The 16,977-nt window shown below is 64.8% G+C and carries 15 protein-coding genes; 6 read left to right on the top strand and 9 right to left on the bottom strand.

The annotated features are described in order from the left end of the window. The first annotated feature begins 38 nt into the window (after nucleotides 1-38). The gene (locus IM543_14395) at nucleotides 39-1,367 is read left to right on the top strand and encodes an HlyC/CorC family transporter (GenBank protein QOY92789.1); all 1,329 of its coding nucleotides are present in this window, start codon (nucleotides 39-41) and stop codon (nucleotides 1,365-1,367) included. A gap of 54 nt (nucleotides 1,368-1,421) precedes the next feature. Here IM543_14395 and IM543_14390 read toward each other — a convergent pair whose 3' ends face one another. From IM543_14390 to IM543_14365, 6 genes are read right to left on the bottom strand one after another with little or no spacing between them, the layout of a single operon-like run. Beyond that, nucleotides 1,422-2,921 (bottom strand): kinase, encoded by a 1,500-nt coding sequence (locus IM543_14390; GenBank protein ID QOY92788.1) that lies wholly within the window; start codon nucleotides 2,919-2,921, stop codon nucleotides 1,422-1,424. 13 nt (nucleotides 2,922-2,934) lie between these two features. Then, nucleotides 2,935-4,614 (bottom strand): protein phosphatase 2C domain-containing protein, encoded by a 1,680-nt coding sequence (locus IM543_14385; GenBank protein ID QOY92787.1) that lies wholly within the window; start codon nucleotides 4,612-4,614, stop codon nucleotides 2,935-2,937. Between the two features lie 32 nt (nucleotides 4,615-4,646). Next, on the bottom strand, nucleotides 4,647-5,693 hold the full coding sequence (locus IM543_14380) for a VWA domain-containing protein (protein ID QOY92786.1): 1,047 nt from the start codon (nucleotides 5,691-5,693) through the stop codon (nucleotides 4,647-4,649). Between the two features lie 45 nt (nucleotides 5,694-5,738). Next, on the bottom strand, nucleotides 5,739-6,380 hold the full coding sequence (locus tag IM543_14375) for a VWA domain-containing protein (GenBank protein ID QOY92785.1): 642 nt from the start codon (nucleotides 6,378-6,380) through the stop codon (nucleotides 5,739-5,741). Then, nucleotides 6,377-6,985: a TerD family protein gene (locus IM543_14370; protein QOY92784.1), complete on the bottom strand. Its 609-nt coding sequence runs from the start codon at nucleotides 6,983-6,985 to the stop codon at nucleotides 6,377-6,379. Before IM543_14370 ends, IM543_14375 begins: the two co-directional genes overlap by 4 nt. Nucleotides 6,986-7,030: 45 nt before the next feature. Next, the gene (locus IM543_14365; GenBank protein ID QOY92783.1) at nucleotides 7,031-7,669 is read right to left on the bottom strand and encodes a VWA domain-containing protein; all 639 of its coding nucleotides are present in this window, start codon (nucleotides 7,667-7,669) and stop codon (nucleotides 7,031-7,033) included. Between the two features lie 265 nt (nucleotides 7,670-7,934). Between IM543_14365 and IM543_14360 the strand changes: the two genes are divergently transcribed. The 5 genes from IM543_14360 to IM543_14340 all read left to right on the top strand — a co-directional run bounded on the left by IM543_14360 (nucleotide 7,935) and on the right by IM543_14340 (nucleotide 12,490). Beyond that, on the top strand, nucleotides 7,935-8,990 hold the full coding sequence (locus IM543_14360) for a DUF475 domain-containing protein (GenBank protein ID QOY96693.1): 1,056 nt from the start codon (nucleotides 7,935-7,937) through the stop codon (nucleotides 8,988-8,990). A 36-nt stretch (nucleotides 8,991-9,026) separates the two neighbouring features. Then, on the top strand, nucleotides 9,027-9,605 hold the full coding sequence (locus IM543_14355; protein ID QOY92782.1) for a TerD family protein: 579 nt from the start codon (nucleotides 9,027-9,029) through the stop codon (nucleotides 9,603-9,605). A gap of 66 nt (nucleotides 9,606-9,671) precedes the next feature. After that, on the top strand, nucleotides 9,672-10,247 hold the full coding sequence (locus tag IM543_14350; protein ID QOY92781.1) for a TerD family protein: 576 nt from the start codon (nucleotides 9,672-9,674) through the stop codon (nucleotides 10,245-10,247). A 51-nt stretch (nucleotides 10,248-10,298) separates the two neighbouring features. Next, nucleotides 10,299-11,141 carry a hypothetical protein gene (locus tag IM543_14345; protein QOY92780.1) on the top strand — a complete coding sequence of 281 codons (843 nt, stop codon included), beginning with the start codon at nucleotides 10,299-10,301 and terminating at the stop codon, nucleotides 11,139-11,141. Between the two features lie 14 nt (nucleotides 11,142-11,155). Beyond that, complete coding sequence (locus tag IM543_14340; GenBank protein ID QOY92779.1) at nucleotides 11,156-12,490, top strand: VWA domain-containing protein; 1,335 nt, start codon at nucleotides 11,156-11,158, stop codon at nucleotides 12,488-12,490. Between the two features lie 183 nt (nucleotides 12,491-12,673). Here the strand turns inward: IM543_14340 and IM543_14335 are convergent, their stop codons facing one another. The 3 genes from IM543_14335 to IM543_14325 form a co-directional block, all read right to left on the bottom strand. Next, on the bottom strand, nucleotides 12,674-14,800 hold the full coding sequence (locus IM543_14335) for an EAL domain-containing protein (protein ID QOY92778.1): 2,127 nt from the start codon (nucleotides 14,798-14,800) through the stop codon (nucleotides 12,674-12,676). A 147-nt stretch (nucleotides 14,801-14,947) separates the two neighbouring features. Next, on the bottom strand, nucleotides 14,948-15,223 hold the full coding sequence (locus IM543_14330) for a DUF1971 domain-containing protein (protein QOY92777.1): 276 nt from the start codon (nucleotides 15,221-15,223) through the stop codon (nucleotides 14,948-14,950). Nucleotides 15,224-15,363: 140 nt separating this feature from the next. Continuing rightward, nucleotides 15,364-16,962, bottom strand: a complete 1,599-nt coding sequence (locus IM543_14325; protein ID QOY92776.1) for a L,D-transpeptidase family protein — start codon at nucleotides 16,960-16,962, stop codon at nucleotides 15,364-15,366. Nucleotides 16,963-16,977: the final 15 nt, after the last annotated feature.

Here is a 16,977-nt window from a genome sequence, read left to right as displayed (position 1 = left end):
CCTAGCAGCGTTTCTCGCGTCTTTCAGTCAGGTGTCCCGTGAGCTTGTTCCAACATATCGTCTTGATGATCCTCCTGGTGCTGGCCGCCGGCTTCCTGTCGCTCACGGAGATCGCCTTCGCCGGCGCGCGCAAGATCAAGCTCAAGCTGCTGGCGGAGGCCGGCGACGCGCGCGCGCTGCAGGTCATGGCGCTGCAGATGCAATCGGCGGAGTTCTTCGCCGCCTCCCAGATCGGCCTGAACGCAATCGCCATCCTCGGCGGCATCCTGGGCGAAGGAGCGCTGCGCCCGTTCTTCATCGACTGGATATCGAACGTGTATGCCGGGCCGGCGCTCGAGAACATCGGCTTCGTCTTGTCCTTCCTGTTCGTCACCTGCCTGTTCATCCTGTTCGCGGACCTGATGCCGAAACGGCTGGCGATGATCGCTCCCGAGCGCATCGCGGTCGTGGTGATCAAGCCGGTGCTGCTGTACATCCGGATATGCAAGCCGCTGGCATGGGCGCTCAACCTCGTCGCCAACCTGATCTTCCGCATCTTCAAGATCGACACGACGCGCGAGGACAGCATCACCTTCGACGAGATCTCCGCCGCGGTGGAAGCCGGCGCCCAGGCCGGCGTGCTGCAGAAGCAGGAACAGCACTTCATCGAGAATGTGTTCGAACTGGAGTCGCGCTCGGTCGTCTCGGCGATGACCAACCGCGACAGCGTGGTGTATTTCACCCTGACCGAAGACGAAGCGAGTATCCGCCGGAAGGTCGCGGGGCATTCGAAATTTCCCGTCTGCGACGGCACCATCGACCGGGTGATCGGCTACGTGGACACCCGCGACATTCTCGTGCGGCTGCTGAACAAGCAGTCGGTGCTGCAGTTGAACGAATCCAGCGTGCGCACCGTCCTGATCATCCCGGACACGCTGACCCTGTCCGAGCTGCTCGACAAGTTCCGCGCGACCAAGGAAACCTTCGCGGTGGTGATCAACGAATATGCCCTGGTCATGGGCGTGATCACCCTCAGCGACATCATGTTGACCGTGATGGGAAGCTGGGGCAGCCCGCTCGACCAGGACGAACAGGTCATGCAGCGCGAGGATGGCTCATGGCTGATCGACGGCAGCACGCCGGTCGGCGACGTCAAGCGCACCGTCGGGCTCGAGAGCCTGCCGGACGAAGAGAACTACGAGACCGCCGCCGGCTTCATGATGTACATGCTGCGCAAGGTCCCCAAGCGGACCGACAGCGTCGAATACCAGGGGGTCAAGTTCGAGGTGCTCGATGTCGACCACTATCGTATCGACCAGCTGCTGGTCAGGATCCTGCCGCCGGTGCCGGCCGATCCGGGCTCGGGAAACCAGTCAGCGCCGCAATAGCGGCCGCCGGTCCCGACCGGATCGGGCCTGCGCCGTCCGCAAGGGCGCTCCCGCTCAGGCATTGGCCAGCTGGACGACGGCGAGCCGTCCGCCCGGTTCGCGCGACATCAGCAGTTGCGTGCCTTCCTCGAGGGCGACCTTGGCGCCGATCGGCACCGGCGTCCTGGACGGCAGCTGCATCAGGTCCGCCATGCCCTCGTTGACCAGGTACCAGACGTCCTGGTGCAGGACGAAATACCCGACCCGCTTCCTGTGCGCGTCGTTCAGCTTCTCGTTCGGCACGATCGACCGGTTGACATGCCAGTGGAACAAGGACTGGTTCGAGTACACCATCAGGCGGTGATTGTCCGGCCGGAAGCTGCCTTCGCGCTGCGAAGAATACAGGTTCAGTACCGGCAGCTTGCCCGCGAAGCTCGTCCCGCAGAACGGGCAGCAGGGCTTGGTCTTGTTGTCGAACACGTACCACTGTTGTTCGCAGGCCGGGTTGGCGCAGGGCTGCAGCAGGTCCACCGTCTTGACCAGCGCGGTTTCCCAGTCGTCGGCGCTGGGACGCAGGTTCGGGTTGTGCAGGCCGTCGATGAAGGCCCTGGTGAACAGCTCGCCCAGATAGGGGCCGGTGATCTGGAACGGCAGCCTGGCGGTATCCTTCCACGGCAACTCGGACGCCTTGACGTTGGCGAGCTTGATCCGGTTGGAGGCGTCGGCGGGGTGCTCGACGAACAGGGCGCGCTCGCCCATCGACAGCTCTTCGTCGCGCTGGGTATCGTTCATGTCGTGCACCTTGTCGCCGCGCAGCGGATGGCGCAGCAGCAGGTACATGTAGATCAGGACCGCGAGCGCGTGGCGGTCGGTGGCGATCGACGGCAGCTTGCGGCGCGGGTCCTCGCGCGTCAGGTGCGCCGTGGCCACGCATTCGGGCGCGATGAAGTCCGGGGTTCCGACCACGTCGGGCGGGAATTTGCCAGGCACGACCAGGCCGTCGATGTCGATCAGGCAGGCCCGCCCGGTCGATGGGTCGATCAGGACGTTGCGATAACTCAGGTCCGAGTGGGCCAGGCCGGCGGAATGCATGCGCCGCACGGCGCGCGCGATCTGCAGGCACAGTTTGATCTGCAACATCCAGTTCCCCAGTTCGCGCTTGTCGAGGAACTTGTTGCGGTTCGATGGCGAAGCAAACCATTTCCCTTCCTTCTCGCGTCCCTTGATGGCCAGCATGTCGTTATTGCATGAGCCATGGGTAAAAAAGAACTCGGGAGAGTAGAACGGGACGACGACGCCCAACCGGCCCTTGTGTTCGACCATGGTGGTCGGCCAGCAGAACAAGTTCTTCCAGTAGTCGCCGCCGATCTGGGTGAAAACCCGTTCCCGATACACGGTGGTGATGACCGACAGCCGTTCACGGGTGGCGGCATCGGCACTGCCGCGGAAGAATGCGACCACATAATCTTTATTCGGCGAGAAGTACACATCCTTCATCCCGCCCGACGCCTTGATTTCGTCGATGAACTGGACAGTCGAGCCGTCGGCCGCGGTCACAGTGACAGTGTTTGCCATGGTGCTTGCCTGCTTAATGGATGATGGCGATCGTACGATCGTCGTGGTTGCCCTGTGACCAGAAATCCAGCCAATCGAGCAGCTTCTGTTCCTGGGCCGGGTCCTGGCCGGCAATACCGACCGAGCGCTCGAGTTCTTCCCAGAACAGGTGCCAGTCGGCGGAGCGCTTGAGCCGGGCTTCCGTTTCGAACTTCGCATCCGATACCCCGTCCGTCATGAGAACCAGCGCCGACATGTCGTCGACAATGTCGAAATGCGTCCGTTTGCGCAACATCTCGTGCTCGACCGCGGCATTGTCCAGGAAGCGCGTCTGGCCGGAATATTCGCCGCTGTCGACTTCGCCCAGGAGCGTGATGCCGTCGCGCCTGCTGTAGATGCCGACCGCGCCGTCGCCCACCCAGTAGGCGGCGCACAGGGTGCCGAAGGGATAGCGCTTGCAGATCGCGATCAGGGCCGTGCTGGCGTAATCCTTGAAGGTGCCGCCCAGGTCGGCACGGGTCGCGATTTCGTCGAGGATGGCCCGGGCCGCATAGTAGGCGGCATTGCCGACGATCCGCGACAGGTGGGTGTGCAGTTCTTCCCGCAATGCGTCGGCCGACTCCGGCGCATCGCGACGGGCCTGGGCATACGACCGGGCGCTGGCGTCGAGCTGGGCGACCGCGCTGTCGGTGAGCGACGCCAGGATGCGCTGTTGCGCCTCTTCGCAGATGAGGGCGGCGCCGCGGCGCGAATATCTTGCGCTGCCGGCGCCGTCCGCGACGATCGCCAGGTACCAGCCGGATTGGGCGGCGTGCGCGATACGGAAATCATCGTCGCGGAAGCTGCCGACGTGGGCATGCGACCGGCCGCGTTTGCTGGCGGCGACAATCGACAGCTCGGCGCCGCGCAGCTGCGCGCTTTGCTCGTCCGGTTTCCAGTACGGGTCGTTCCGGTCCGAAGCGAGGTTCTTCCACATCGTGCGCGGATCGGGCATGACCACCACCTGCACCAGGGCGCGGCGCTTGCGGCTGGGCGACTGGCGTGCGAAGTGGTAGTACACGGTCAGGGTGAACTCGCCGGCGGCCGGCGGCGTTCCGCTGACGGTGCCTGTGGCCAGGTCCGCGCTCATGGCCAGGCCATCCGGCACGATGATCTGGTCGAACACCACGGTGTCGGTGCTGTCGCCGGCAGCCAAGCGATGGGCGTAGGCGTCGCCCGCGCGCGCGTTCGGCAGGCGCAAGGCGATATCGGCGAGGTCCGGTGACGGCAGCGCGCCCTGGCTTGCGGGTAGCGGCGTCGGATCCGGCAGGGGCGGCGCGATGCTGACAGGGGCGGGCCGCGCCAGCTCGGTCGAGCGTGGATTCGACGCCATGCTGGCAAGACCATGCTCGTCCGCTGTCGGAGCGGCGGGCGTGGCCGGCGCGGCCACTGACGGCGACAGCTCGGGAAGCGATAGCGGCCGCGGCGCCTCCGCCGACGGGGGCGGACGCACAGGCTGCATGGGTAGCGTGGGCGGCATGCGCGAATCGGGCGCGCCGGCAACCCGGCTGCCGGCCAGGAATTGCGCGAGACCTGACGCAAGCTTCTGCTCGAAGACCTTGGCCAGGCCCTTGAAGTCGGGGCTCGCTACATAAGCGTCGATGTCGCGATGATCGGCCTCCGGGTTGGCGCGCAACAGGTAGGCGCGCGCATACGACTGCAAACTTTCATCCATCTCCAACTTCCTCTACGTTCAACTACGCTGGACTAGCCACGCGAGCGCGCGACGTCGAAACCCTCGCCGTCGGACTCGCCGAAATGGCATTCCCGCTCGCAGCTGGGGCAGGTCGCGGGACCGCTCCCCCTGATGCACATGAGGGCGCCGCAAGCGCACATCGCGAAGCCGATCGGGTTGCCGCAGTGCGGGCAGCCGGGGGCGCCGAGCAGCGCGTCGGTGCTGACGGTACGGACCATGGCGCGTTCGTCGGACAGCTCGAAATAATCCTTCTCCAGTGCGAACACGCCACCGAGCTGGTACAGGTCGAGCCTGATGCCCGGCACGCGGGTGTCGGCGGTCGGCCTGATGCGTTCATAGCGCATCAGGTAGGGCAGCCGGTTGTTCTGGCAACGCGCGCTCAGCACCACCAGGTCTTCGTCCACGGCCAGGCCACCCCCGATGTCGCCGATTTTCTTCAGGATCGACTCATCCATCTTCGCCAGGTTCACGCCCGTGCGGGTTTCCGACACACTGCGGCTCTGCGCCACCACCGACATCGTGACCCAGTCGACGAAGCGCTTGAAATCCTGCTCGGTCTGGGCGTCGAGCAGCAGTACCGTGTCGGTGAAGCGCTGCAGCGCGGCGACCGAGGCGTACTTGCCGACGGCGATCGCAACCAGGGTGGCGCGTTCGGCATGGCGCGCGCGCCAGCGCTTGACGGCCGGCTCGATGTCATCGGTGGGTTTACCGTCCGTCATCAGGTAGACCACCGGGCGCCAGTCGCCCTTGCGCTCCGATGTGTTGGGCTGTACCGACCGGTCCAGCTCATCCATCAGGTGCAGCATGCCGCGTCCCAGCGAGGTACCCGAACCGAGCGGCAGCCGGGGCGGGTAGAAGTGCGCCAGCTCGGTCAACGGGCTCAGGGTCCGGGCCTTGCCGGCGAATACGATCGTCGAGAGAAAAACGGTCTCCAGCGCATGGGGATCGGTGCGCAAGCCGGCCACCAGGCGCTCCAGTCCCTGCTGCAGTTGCCGCAAATTGTCGCCGGCCATCGACTCGGAGACGTCCAGCAGCATGAAAATCGGTAATCGGCGCATCGATTTCTCCGGGTTGTACGTGCTTTGTGCGTGCTTTGTGCGTGCTTACAGGACGACCTGGACTTCCGGCGGCGGCGGCGGCAGTTCACGTCCGCCAGCCGTGCCCACGCTGGTGCTGCCCGCGTTGACGGCCGAGCTGACCCACTGGAAGAAGCTGGCAAATCCGCTGCTGTCGAGCGTGTCCAGGCTGAGCACGCGGTCGGTCAGCGGCTTGAGCTGCGCCGGGTCGCTTTTCGGCCCCGCGGCGCAGGCCACCACCGTGGCGAAATTCGCCTGCCTGACACGCGGGATGGCTTGCTGGTAGTCATAGGTGTCGGACGGCTTCCCGTCGGTCATCACGAACAGCAGGGGACGCCAGTCGCCCTTCTGGTCGGCGCTCGACTTGCGAATGTCATGTTCGACCCGGTCGCAGATCGCGTGCAGGGCCGCGCCAAGGAAGGTGGGCCCGGACTCCGGGCACACGATCTCGGGCAGCACGATGTGCTCGACGGGCGTCATCGGCAGCACTTCGTTGACCCTGGCGTCGAAGGTGACGATGCACAGGTTGGCGCTTTCCAGCGCAAACGGATTCTGGCGCAGCGAGGCCAGCAGGGCCTGGAGGCCGACGTTGACCGCCTGGATCGGCTCGCCGCGCATCGAGCCCGAGGTGTCCAGCGCCAGGTAGACCGGCAAGCGGCGGCCGCTCATGACAGGTAGGGACGCATGACGTCGACGAAGCGGTCCGAGGCGTGCGGGGTGCCGATCGCGTTGAACTTCCAGCCCGAATCGGCGCGCACCACTTCGGCGAAGGTCAGCGAGCAATGCTCGGCCAGCCCGGCGTCGCCGCTCATGTCGAAGCGGCACATCTCCTTGTTGTCGGCGTCCACCGCCCGAATGAAGGCATTCGAGACTTTCGAGAAATCCTGGCGCTTCGACTTGCCTTCGTAGATCGCCACCAGGAACAGGATGCGCGTGTACTTCGCCGGCAGTTCGTCGAGCTTCACGATGATCTGCTCGTCGTCGCCGTCGCCGGCGCCGGTGCGATTGTCCCCGGTCAGCCAGAGCGCGCCGCTCGGGTGGCGCTGTGCGTTGTAGAACACGACGTCTTCGCGGCCCGGCAGCTTGTCGTCCGGCCCCAGCAGGAGCGCGATCGCATCGAGGTCGTAGTCCTCGGGCTTGCGGCCGAACAGCGAGCCGAGCAGGCCGCGTTTTGGCTCGGCCACGTCCCAGCCCAGCCCGATGGTGATCCGGGACAGATTGTTGTCCGCCTTGCGCAGGCTGACGCCTTGCCCTTTACGTAAACTTACCGCCATTGCTGCTCTCCTTGTTCGCACGCGTTGGGAACTGCACCTTGGGGCCTACAACACCACGTTCACTTCCGGCGGTGGTGGCGGCAGGTCGGCCAGGCCGCTGGCTTCCTTCTTGTTGAGATCGACCTTCTGGCTGGTGGTGGCGATCGAGGCGCTGACCCACTTGAAGAATGCGCGGATGGTGTTGCTGTCCGCCGTGTCGAGCCGGACCACGGACTCGGTAATGCGTTGCAGTTCGGTGACGTTGGCATTCGGGCCGGCCGCGCAGGCGATGACGGTGCCGAGCTTTGCCTGCTTGACCGCATCGATGCCGGCGGCCAGGTCGTCGGTCGGGTCGCCGTCGGTCATCAGGAACACGATCGGCTTCCAGTCGCCTTTCTGGTCGGCCGTGGTCCTGGCGACCTCGATGCCGACGCGCTCGGCCAGCAACTTGAGGGCGGCGCCCATCGACGTGGTGCCCGAGGCCATGATGGCCGGCATGTTGAACTGGCCGAGTTCGGTCAAGGGCGTGACCTGCCTGGCGACATCGGAGAACGTGATCACCGACAGCCAGGCCGATTCGATCGCATGGGGATCCTGGCGCAACGCGGACAGCAGGGTCTGCATGCCGTTGCGGACGGCTTCGATCGGTTCGCCCTGCATCGAGCCGGAGGTGTCGAGCAGCAGATAGACGGGTAGTTTTCTCATTTTCTCTCTATTTCAAATTAGCCGAGTGGTGAATCCGCAACCGTCGAATTGAAATATCAATTGCCCGACAACTGATCTTTTCTATCTGAAACGGTTAATGTATATTACCAACTCGATTGGACTTTGGAAATAGGGCGGTTTTTTCATTCGTGCGAATTCGCGACAGTGCAATGCAGGATGGCGCTGGTGTGAATATGCGCGTTTCTCTTTCCAGATATTCCAATAATTCGTGAATATCCACATTTCCATTAAATATCCTATTCGCATGAAACATTTCAGAATATCTTTTCTTGTTGCTGCGCTTTGCTTGCTCATGGCGGGAGCGTGGGGTTATCGCCACGGAGGGACCAGCGCCGCGCTCGCAGCCCTGGGGCTGACGCTGATCCTCGGACTGATGGAGGTGTCGCTGTCCTTCGATAACGCCGTGGTGAACGCTTCGGTGCTGAAGGGCTGGAACGAATTCTGGCAGCGCCTGTTCCTGGGAGTCGGCATCATCATCGCCGTGTTCGGCATGCGCCTGCTGTTTCCCCTCGTGATCGTCGCCGCCGCGGCCGACCTGGGCATCGGCGAAGTGTGGACGATGGCCCTGCACCAGCCCGACCAGTATGCGGCCCACCTGACCAGCCACCATGCGGAAGTAGCCGCCTTCGGCGGTGTTTTCCTCCTGCTCGTGTTCCTGAACTTCCTGCTCGACGACGAAAAGGAAGTGCACTGGCTGGGCAATGTCGAACGCAAGCTGGCCACGTTCGGACGGATCAGTTCCATGCCGGTCCTGCTGGCGCTGGCCGCGGTGCTGGCCGGTACGACCCTGGTCGACGTCTCCCAGCGCATGGCGGTGCTGACCGCCGGCGTATGGGGCGTGCTGACCTACGTCGGTGTGGACGCGCTCGGCAGTCTCCTGGAAAAGGAAGAAGAAACCGACGTGGACGTCGGCAGGATCGTGAAGCAGGGCGGCATCGGCGGCTTCATTTACCTCGAGGTACTGGACGCGTCGTTTTCGTTCGACGGCGTCATCGGCGCTTTCGCCATTACCAATGATGTCGTTATTATCATGCTCGGCCTGGCAATCGGCGCGATGTTCGTCCGTTCCATGACCGTTTATCTGGTACGGCAGGGAACACTGGAAGAATTCGTCTATCTGGAGCACGGCGCCCATTATGCAATCGGGGTGCTTGCCCTTATTATGCTGACCAGCATGAAATACCATATTTCAGAAATATTTACCGGGCTGATCGGCGTGGCATTCATTCTGGCCTCGGTATGGGCTTCGGTCGCCCATAAGCGTAATGCATTATCGGAAAGCAGCGAAGTGGCTGCTTGATTCAACCCTGCGGCATTGAAAAGCTGGAGAAATACCATGGCAATCAGTTTGCAAAAAGGCGGAAACCTCAGCCTGTCCAAGATGGACCCGAGCCTGCGTGAAGCACTGGTCGGACTCGGTTGGGGAGCGCGTTCGTCGGACGGCGCCGATTTCGATCTCGACGCCAGTCTGTTCATGGTGCGCGAGAACGGCAAGGTGCGCGGCGATCACGATTTCATCTTCTATAACCAGCTGAAGTCGACCTGCGGCGCCGTCGAGCATACCGGCGACAACAAGACCGGCGACGGCGACGGCGACGACGAGGCCCTGAAGATCCGGCTGGGCGAGGTGCCGGCTGAAATCAGCCGCTTGGTCATCGCCGTGACGATCCATGAAGCGGACAGCCGCCGCCAGAACTTCGGCATGGTGCAGGACGCGTTCGTGCGCATCGTCAACATGGAAACCAGCGCCGAAATCGTGCGCTTCGACCTGTCGGAAGACTATTCCACCGAAACGGCGATGATCTTCGCCGAAATCTACCGCTACAACGGCGAATGGAAATTCAAGGCGGTCGGCCAGGGATACAGCGGCGGGCTGGCTGCGCTGGCGCGGCAACACGCCGTCGAGATCGCCTGACAGGCGGCTGCCGGCATCGCTGCCGCCAGCATGGACGGTCACTATCGAACGATATCTGGAGAGAACATGGCAATCAGTCTGCAAAAGGGCGGCAACGTCAACCTGAGCAAGGAAGCACCGGGCCTGAAGAAGGTCGTGATCGGCCTGGGGTGGGATCCGCGCGCCACCGACGGCGCAGCATTCGACCTGGACGGCAGCGCATACCTGCTCAAGAACGACGGCAAGGTGCGCGGCGACCTGGACTTCATTTTCTACAATAACCTGAAGTCGAGCGATGGCGCGGTGGTCCATGCCGGCGACAATCTCACCGGCGGCGGCGACGGGGACGACGAAAAGATCACCGTCGACCTGGGCGCGGTTCCTGCCGACATCGAGAGGATATCGTTCGCCGTCACCATCCACGATGCCGAAGCGCGCCGCCAGAACTTCGGCATGGTTGCGCAGGCGTATATCCGTTGCCTGAATGCGGACGGTAATGCCGAGCTGGCCCGCTACGACCTGTCGGAAGACGGCTCGATCGAAACGGCGATGATTTTCGGTGAACTCTACCGCTACGGCGGCGAGTGGAAGTTCCGCGCCATCGGACAAGGTTTCAAGGGCGGATTGGGACCGCTCGCACGTTCGTACGGCGTCAACGCCTGAATCCATCCGGCGCCTGGCGGGAACAACAATCATTTCATGTGGAGGCAGCCGATGGCTGATGTCGGGACGCTCGACCGTTTGTCGCGAAATAAGAAAGTGCTGTTTGCAGCTTCGGCTGCCATCGGCGGATTCATCAGCGCTTTGCTGACCCAGGGACTCGGTCTGGGAGAGGGCGCGTTCACCAGTTGGGTGTTGGCGGGTGGGCTGGATGCCGCCTGCATCGGGGCGGCCGTCGTGTACGCCCAAAGCTACTACCAGACCAGGTCCCTCAAAGTCAGGGATGGATTGAAAAAAGCGGCGAAAACCGGGCTGGTCGCCGGCTGCGCGGGTGGCCTGGCGGCACTGTTCGGCATGAACCTGTTCGGCGCCGGCAATGTCGGGCGCATGGTCGGGTGGGCGATCAGCGGCGGCGTGGCAGGCTACGTGGTGGCGCAACAGGTTCCTAACCTGCGGCGCAAGCCGGCGATCGTGGCCGGCGCGTGCGGCGGTGCGGTCGGTTGCCTCGTCATGTACATGGAATTCGGATACGCTACCGGCGTGGCGATCACCGGGGCCGCCATCGGTCTGATGGTTGCCATGGCTGAATCCATGTTCCGCAAGAACTGGATCGACGTCGAAGTCTATGCGCATGTCCTCGGCAACGGGCTCAATCTGGCCAAGCCGGAGCGCCAGTTCACGCTCAACATCGGCGCGGACCCGATCACGATCGGCACCCACGCCGGCCTCGATATCGAGTTCAAGGCCGATCCAGGCAGCGCCCCCGGCCACACGGCAAGCATCTATTGCGATGGCGACAAGACGATTTACCACGATCTGCAGAACGGCTCGCGCGCCGAACTGAGCGCCGGGCAGCCATTCCGTTTCGGGGCGTGCCAGGTGCGCCTGGGCAGCTGAGAGGAGACCGGATCATGCGCGTTCTTTCCAGGGGCGAACGGCTCCCCCTAGCCCAGCAGGCGCCGGACGGCGCCCTCGCGGCCAGGCTCTCGTACCGCGGACTGGCGCTCGATGTCGCGTGCTTCGCCGTCGATGTCCATGGCAAGCTGTCCGACGACCGCTACATGAGCTTCTTCAACCAGCCCACGACCCCCTGCGGCGGGGTGAAGGTGAGCACGCAGGATGGAGCACCGGATGGTTTCGTGCTGCGCCTCGGGTGCCTGCCCCCGTGGGTGCAGCGGGTTGTCATCACTGCCAGCATCGACGGCGACGGCCGGATGTCGCAGCTCGAGTCGGGTTCCCTGTGCCTGTCCGGACCGGAAGGCGGGTTCGCGCGCTTCGATTTTGCCGGCCGGGACTTTCTTGCCGAGCAGGCGGTCATGCTGGGTGAGTTCTACCGCAAGGATGGCGGGTGGCGCTTCATGGCGGTGGGGCAGGGATTCAATGGCGGCTTGCCCGCGCTGGTCGGCTATTTCGGCGCGGATGTGGCGCCGGCCGTGGCCGGCAAACCAGCGGCGCCGACGCCGGTACCGGTACCGCCCGCTGTCAGTCTCGAGAAGCGGGTCGAACGCGCGGCGCCCCAACTCGTCAATCTGGTGAAGTCGGCAGGCGTGTCGCTGGCCAAGGTCGGACTGCAGCAGCATCGCGCCAAGGTATGCCTGGTGCTCGACATTTCGGGCTCGATGGCTAGCCTCTACCGCAAAGGCCTGGTGCAGCGCTTCGCCGAGCGCGTCCTGGCATTGGGGTGCCGCTTCGACGACGATGGCGACATCGATGTGTTCCTGTTCGGCAGGAACGTCCACCAGCCCGAACCGATGGGTCTATCGAACTGGACAGGCTACGTCGATCAGGTCATCAGGGAACATCCGCTCGAAGGCGACACACGCTATGGGGCCGCGATGGAGGCGGTGCGACGGTATTACTTCCCCGACGCGAACGGCGGCGCACGCCATGCCAGGCAGGCCGCGGCGCTGCCGGTGTACGTGATGTTCGTTACCGACGGCACGACCTCCGACAAACCCTTGACCGAGCGGCAACTGCGCTGGTCGAGTCATGAGCCCATCTTCTGGCAATTCATGGGGATCGGGAAGGGCAAGAAATCCAAAAGCAAGCTCCTGCGGAATTTTGCCGATTCCGATTTTCCATTCCTGGAAAAGCTCGACGAGCTCGATGGCCGCCTGATCGACAACGCCAATTTCTTCTCGGTGTCGAGTCCGGATGAGCATGCGGATGCAGACCTGTACGATTTGTTGATGGACGAGTATCCAGCCTGGGTCAGGCAGGCGCATCAGGCAGGTCTACTTGTCTAGTATGCGGCGCTTCCGGGGAGCCGGAAGCCACGCACAAGTGGATTATGCAAAGCGCGAATATCCGAGATCATGAATCGTCATTGGATTAATAGTGTTGCGGGCATTAAAGTGCACCTGTCTCCACTATTCTCCTCCAAGAAAATAGTCTTCAAGCCCGCGTCAGCGGGCTTTTTTTTGTCCGGCTCAGGCGTGTCCGATGCCGGCGCTGCTGTACATCCGCTCGAAATCGCGTATCGGGACCGGCCGGCCCAGCAGGTAGCCCTGCAGGGTACCGCAGCCGCCGTCGACCAGGAAGCTGCGCTGCGCTTCGTGCTCGACGCCTTCGGCGACGATGTCGAGCTTGAGCGTGCGGGCCAGCGCGATGATGGCCTCGACGATCGGAGCGGCGTCCGGGTCGAGATGCACGTCGTGGACGAAGGACCGGTCGATCTTGAGGGCCGACAGCGGGAAGCGCCTCAGGTAGGCCAGCGAGGAATAGCCGGTGCCAAAGTCGTCCAGCGAAAAATGCACGCCCTGGCTGCACAGCGTGTGCATGTGTTCGATGATCTCGGGGATATTCTCCGCGAAAACGCTCTCGGTCAGCTCGAGACACAGCTTGTCGGGCGGGGCGCCCGAGGCCGCCAGGATATCGGCCACGCTGCCGGCGAAGTCGTCCTTGCGCAGTTGGTGCGCGCTGATGTTGACCGCCAGCTCCAGCCTGGCGAGCGTGGGGTCGGCGCGCCAGCGGGCCAGCGCGCGACAGCTTTCCTCCAGTATGTACTGACCCAGCGGCAGGATCAGGCCCGAAGACTCGGCCAGCCCGATGAATTCGCTCGGGCCGATCAGTTCGCCATTGCTGCGCAGCCAGCGCACCAGCACCTCGGCGCCGACCAGGCGCTCGCGGCGATCGAATTGCGGTTGGCAGAACAGGACGAACTGGTGCGCCGCCAGGCCTTCGCGCAGGGCGCGTTCGAGCGCGGCATGGTTCTCGGCCGAGGCCTGCATGCTGGGATCGAAGAAACGTGCGGTGTTGCGCCCGGCGGCCTTGGCCCGGTACATGGCGAGGTCGGCCTGCTTGAGCAAGGTCTCGATGTCGCCCGAGTCGCCATCGAACAGCACCACCCCCATGCTGGGCGTGCTCAGGAACAGCCGCCCGTTCAGGTAATGCGGCTGGCCCAGTGTCGAGCGCACCTTCTCGAGTACGTGCTGGGCCTCGGTGACTGCGTCGTCGGTGTCGCCGCCGAGTTCCTCGAGCACCAGGACGAATTCGTCGCCGCCCAGCCGGGCGAGCTGGTCGCTGTGACGCAGCGTCTTGCGCAGGCGATCGGCAACCTGGCGCAGCAGCATGTCGCCGACATCGTGGCCCATGGTATCGTTCAGCAGCTTGAAGTTGTCCAGGTCGAGGAAGACGAGCGCACCCAGGCGCCCCGAGCGCCGGCTGCGCGCCAGCGCCTTGTCCAGCTCCTCGACCAGCAGGCGGCGGTTCGGCAGGCCGGTGAGGTGGTCGAAATTGGCCAGCTCGTAGATGCGCTGTTCGGCGAGCTTGCGCTCGGTCAGGTCGGTATTGGTGCCGGACAGGCGCACCGCCTTGCCGCCTGCATCGCGCGAAACCAGGCCGCGCGAGAGGATCGGCACATCATGGCCGTCGCGGTGGCGCAGGCGGAACTCGACGCTATAGCTGTTGCGCCGGCTGTCGAGCAGTTCGTTCAGGTAGTCGGTGATGCGCTGCCTGTCGTCGGGATGCATCAAGTCCAGCCACAGCCTCGAATGCGCCTCCAGTTCCCCGGGAACGTAGCCGAGCATGGTCCACCAGCGCTCGGAATAATACAACTCGTCGGTCAGCAGGTCGTAGTCCCAGGGCGCGTCCGTCGAACCCTGCAGTACCAGGCGCAGCCGTTCTTCCGATTTCTGCAGGCTTTGCTTCGCCTGCTTCAGCGCGGTGCAGTCGGTGAAGCACACCACGACCCGGCACAGCCGCTCCTGGGCGTCGAATTCGGGATAGGCATTGCAGATCAGCCAGCGTATCGAGGCAGGCTCGCCGCTCCGGCTGCCAAGGATGCGCTGGGGCACCTGATGGCCGCTGCGCAGGACCATGTTGACCGGATAATCCTCCGGCGGCATGGGCGTGCCGTCAGTGCGCAGGAAATGCCAGGCATTGCCGCTCGCGGCAGTGCCCCGCAGTTGCGCGACGCTCTGTCCGAGCAGCTCGCAGGCGAGGCGGTTGGCATGCAGGATACGGCCGTCGGCGTCGTGCACGACGACACCGGCCGGCAAATGCTCGAGCAGGTCGTCAAGCCGGCGCTGGAGATCCGCGGCTGTGCTGGAGGTCATGATCCAAAGGGTGGAGTGCGGTCGTCTTTACAATCGATCATAGCATGCCATTTCCATGCAGGGCAGCACGACTGGTTGGCTGGCTGGCCGTTGACGCCGGCTGCAGGCATGTCCGGGTGCGAGCCTGCCGGACAGTAAAAGCGATGCTTATCGGTAAAACTCGACGCAGAAGCGCACCGGACCATGGAGGGCGACGTGGTGCGGCACTTGCGGCTCGACGATTCCCGGTGCGCCGGGCACGAGCAGGTGCTCTTCGGCCGCCGGGGCTTCGATCAGATAGCGCAGGCAGCCCTCGTGCACCACGATGCGGCCCCACACGCCGGCGGCCGTGGTGTGATTCCGCAGCAAGCCGGCCGGCACGGATGCCCCGTCGAACAGGGGCGTGGTCTTGTAGTGGACGAGCTTCGGGGGCAGGTCTTTCATGATGCTCCATTCGGATCGATGCGGTGCGAACAGAACATGCATCTAGGGAAATCATGCGAATGTTCGCATACGCTATCCATAAAGCGGGCTGGCCGGATTCGCGGCGCCGAGCCCGGCCTTGGACTAGTCGGCAACCGGATTCAGGGCGGGCGCAATGCCTTCGCCAGATGCCGGTCACGGCCGTAGATGTCTTCGGCGAACAGGGCGCGTCCGTGCTGGTCCGTGACGGCGGTGGCATAGAACAGGATGACCGGCACCGGCGCCGCAAGGGCTACCGTGCGCGTCGGCCCCGGCTGCATGGCGGCCGCCACTTGCCCGGGACCCCAGTTGGCGGGGTCGGCCAGCACGAACTGCGCCAGTTCGGCCGCGTGCTCCACACGGATGCAGCCATGGCTCAGGTCGCGGCGGGCCTTGTCGAAGAGCTCTTTCGCCGAGGTGGAGTGCAGGTAGATGCTCATCGGGTTCGGCATCGCGAACTTGACTTCGCCGAGGGCATTCCGGGGGCCGGGGCGTTGCCGGATCCTGGCGGCGCCCGCGCGCAGGGCTGCCAGCGACACTGCGTTCGGCTGCGCCAGCACCCGGCCGTCCGGCATCACCAGTTCCATGTCGTTGCGGCGCAGATAGGCCGGGTTCCGGACCAGTTTCGGCAAGATTTCGCCGATCGCTATACTGCGCGGCACATTCCAGTATGGATTAAATTCCAGAAAGCGCATCTGGCCGATGAACAGCGGCGTCGGCGTCCCCGCAGCCTTGCCGACGATGACGCGCATCTCGAGCGGCTCGGTGGTGTCGCGGCCGGTCTCGAACGCCCACAGGCGGTAGGTCGGGACGTTGACGGCGACGACGCGGCCCCGCAGCGGCGGCAACCAGCGCAGGCGCTCCAGTGTCAGTCCGAGCTGCAGTGCGCGCTGCGCTGGCGGGACCGCCAGGGCGGTCCGGGTGGCGGGTCCCAGGAGCCCGTCCTCGACCAGGTTGTGGCGCGCCTGGAAACGCCGTACCGCGGCGGCCAGCGCCGGCGTATAGACCGGTTCGCGCCCGGCCTCCTCGCCGCCGGCTTCCTGCTCCGGGCCGAGGTCTCCCAGCATGCGTAGTCGCGCGCGCAGCGCCGGCGCGCCCGCATAGGCGTCGCCGACGGCGAGCGTCGGACCGGCGCCCGCCGGCAGCGCCGGCCACTCTGGCGCGTCCGCCGCCAGCGCGCGGTAGCGGGCCAGCGTTTCCTTCACCCTGCGGTAGAGCGGCAGCGCCGGCGCCGCCGTCTCGACCGCCTGCGCCAGGCCGCCGCTACGGACGGCCTGGCGCAGGTGTTCCACCGGATCGAAGCCGGCCAGGGCGTCCCCCTGCGGACGGTAGGGTGAGCGGGTGCGGCCGGCGCGCAGGTCGGCAAGGTACTGGAGCACGGCGGTGCTGAGCGCGCGTTCGAATGCGGCTTCGTCCCCGGGGCCGCGCAGGGCCGCGAGCCGGTCCGACAGTTCCGCGCTTCGGTAGTAGGCCGGATCGAGGCCATGCTCAGCGGCCGCCGCCAGCAGGTCCAGCGCCAGCCGCGCCTGGTGCTGGCCGCCTTCCAGCCAGTGCGGCGCCTGGCCGGAGGCGTACAGGCGCCCGGCCAGCGCCTGCGCATCCACCGGGGCCGGGCCGGGCTCGGCGGCCGTGCCCGATGGCGCGCCGCAAACCAGCAGCAAGAGCACCAGCAGGGCCATGCCGGCGGCACGACGGCGCAGGGCGCCAGGATGGCGGGGCATCGCGGACCTCAGGCA

This window comes from Massilia sp. UMI-21 (assembly GCA_015277795.1).
In the GTDB taxonomy this organism is placed as follows: Bacteria; Pseudomonadota; Gammaproteobacteria; order Burkholderiales; family Burkholderiaceae_D; genus Telluria.
The sequence above is the reverse complement of the archived record's forward strand: the minus strand, read 5'-3'. Positions and strand labels throughout refer to the sequence as shown.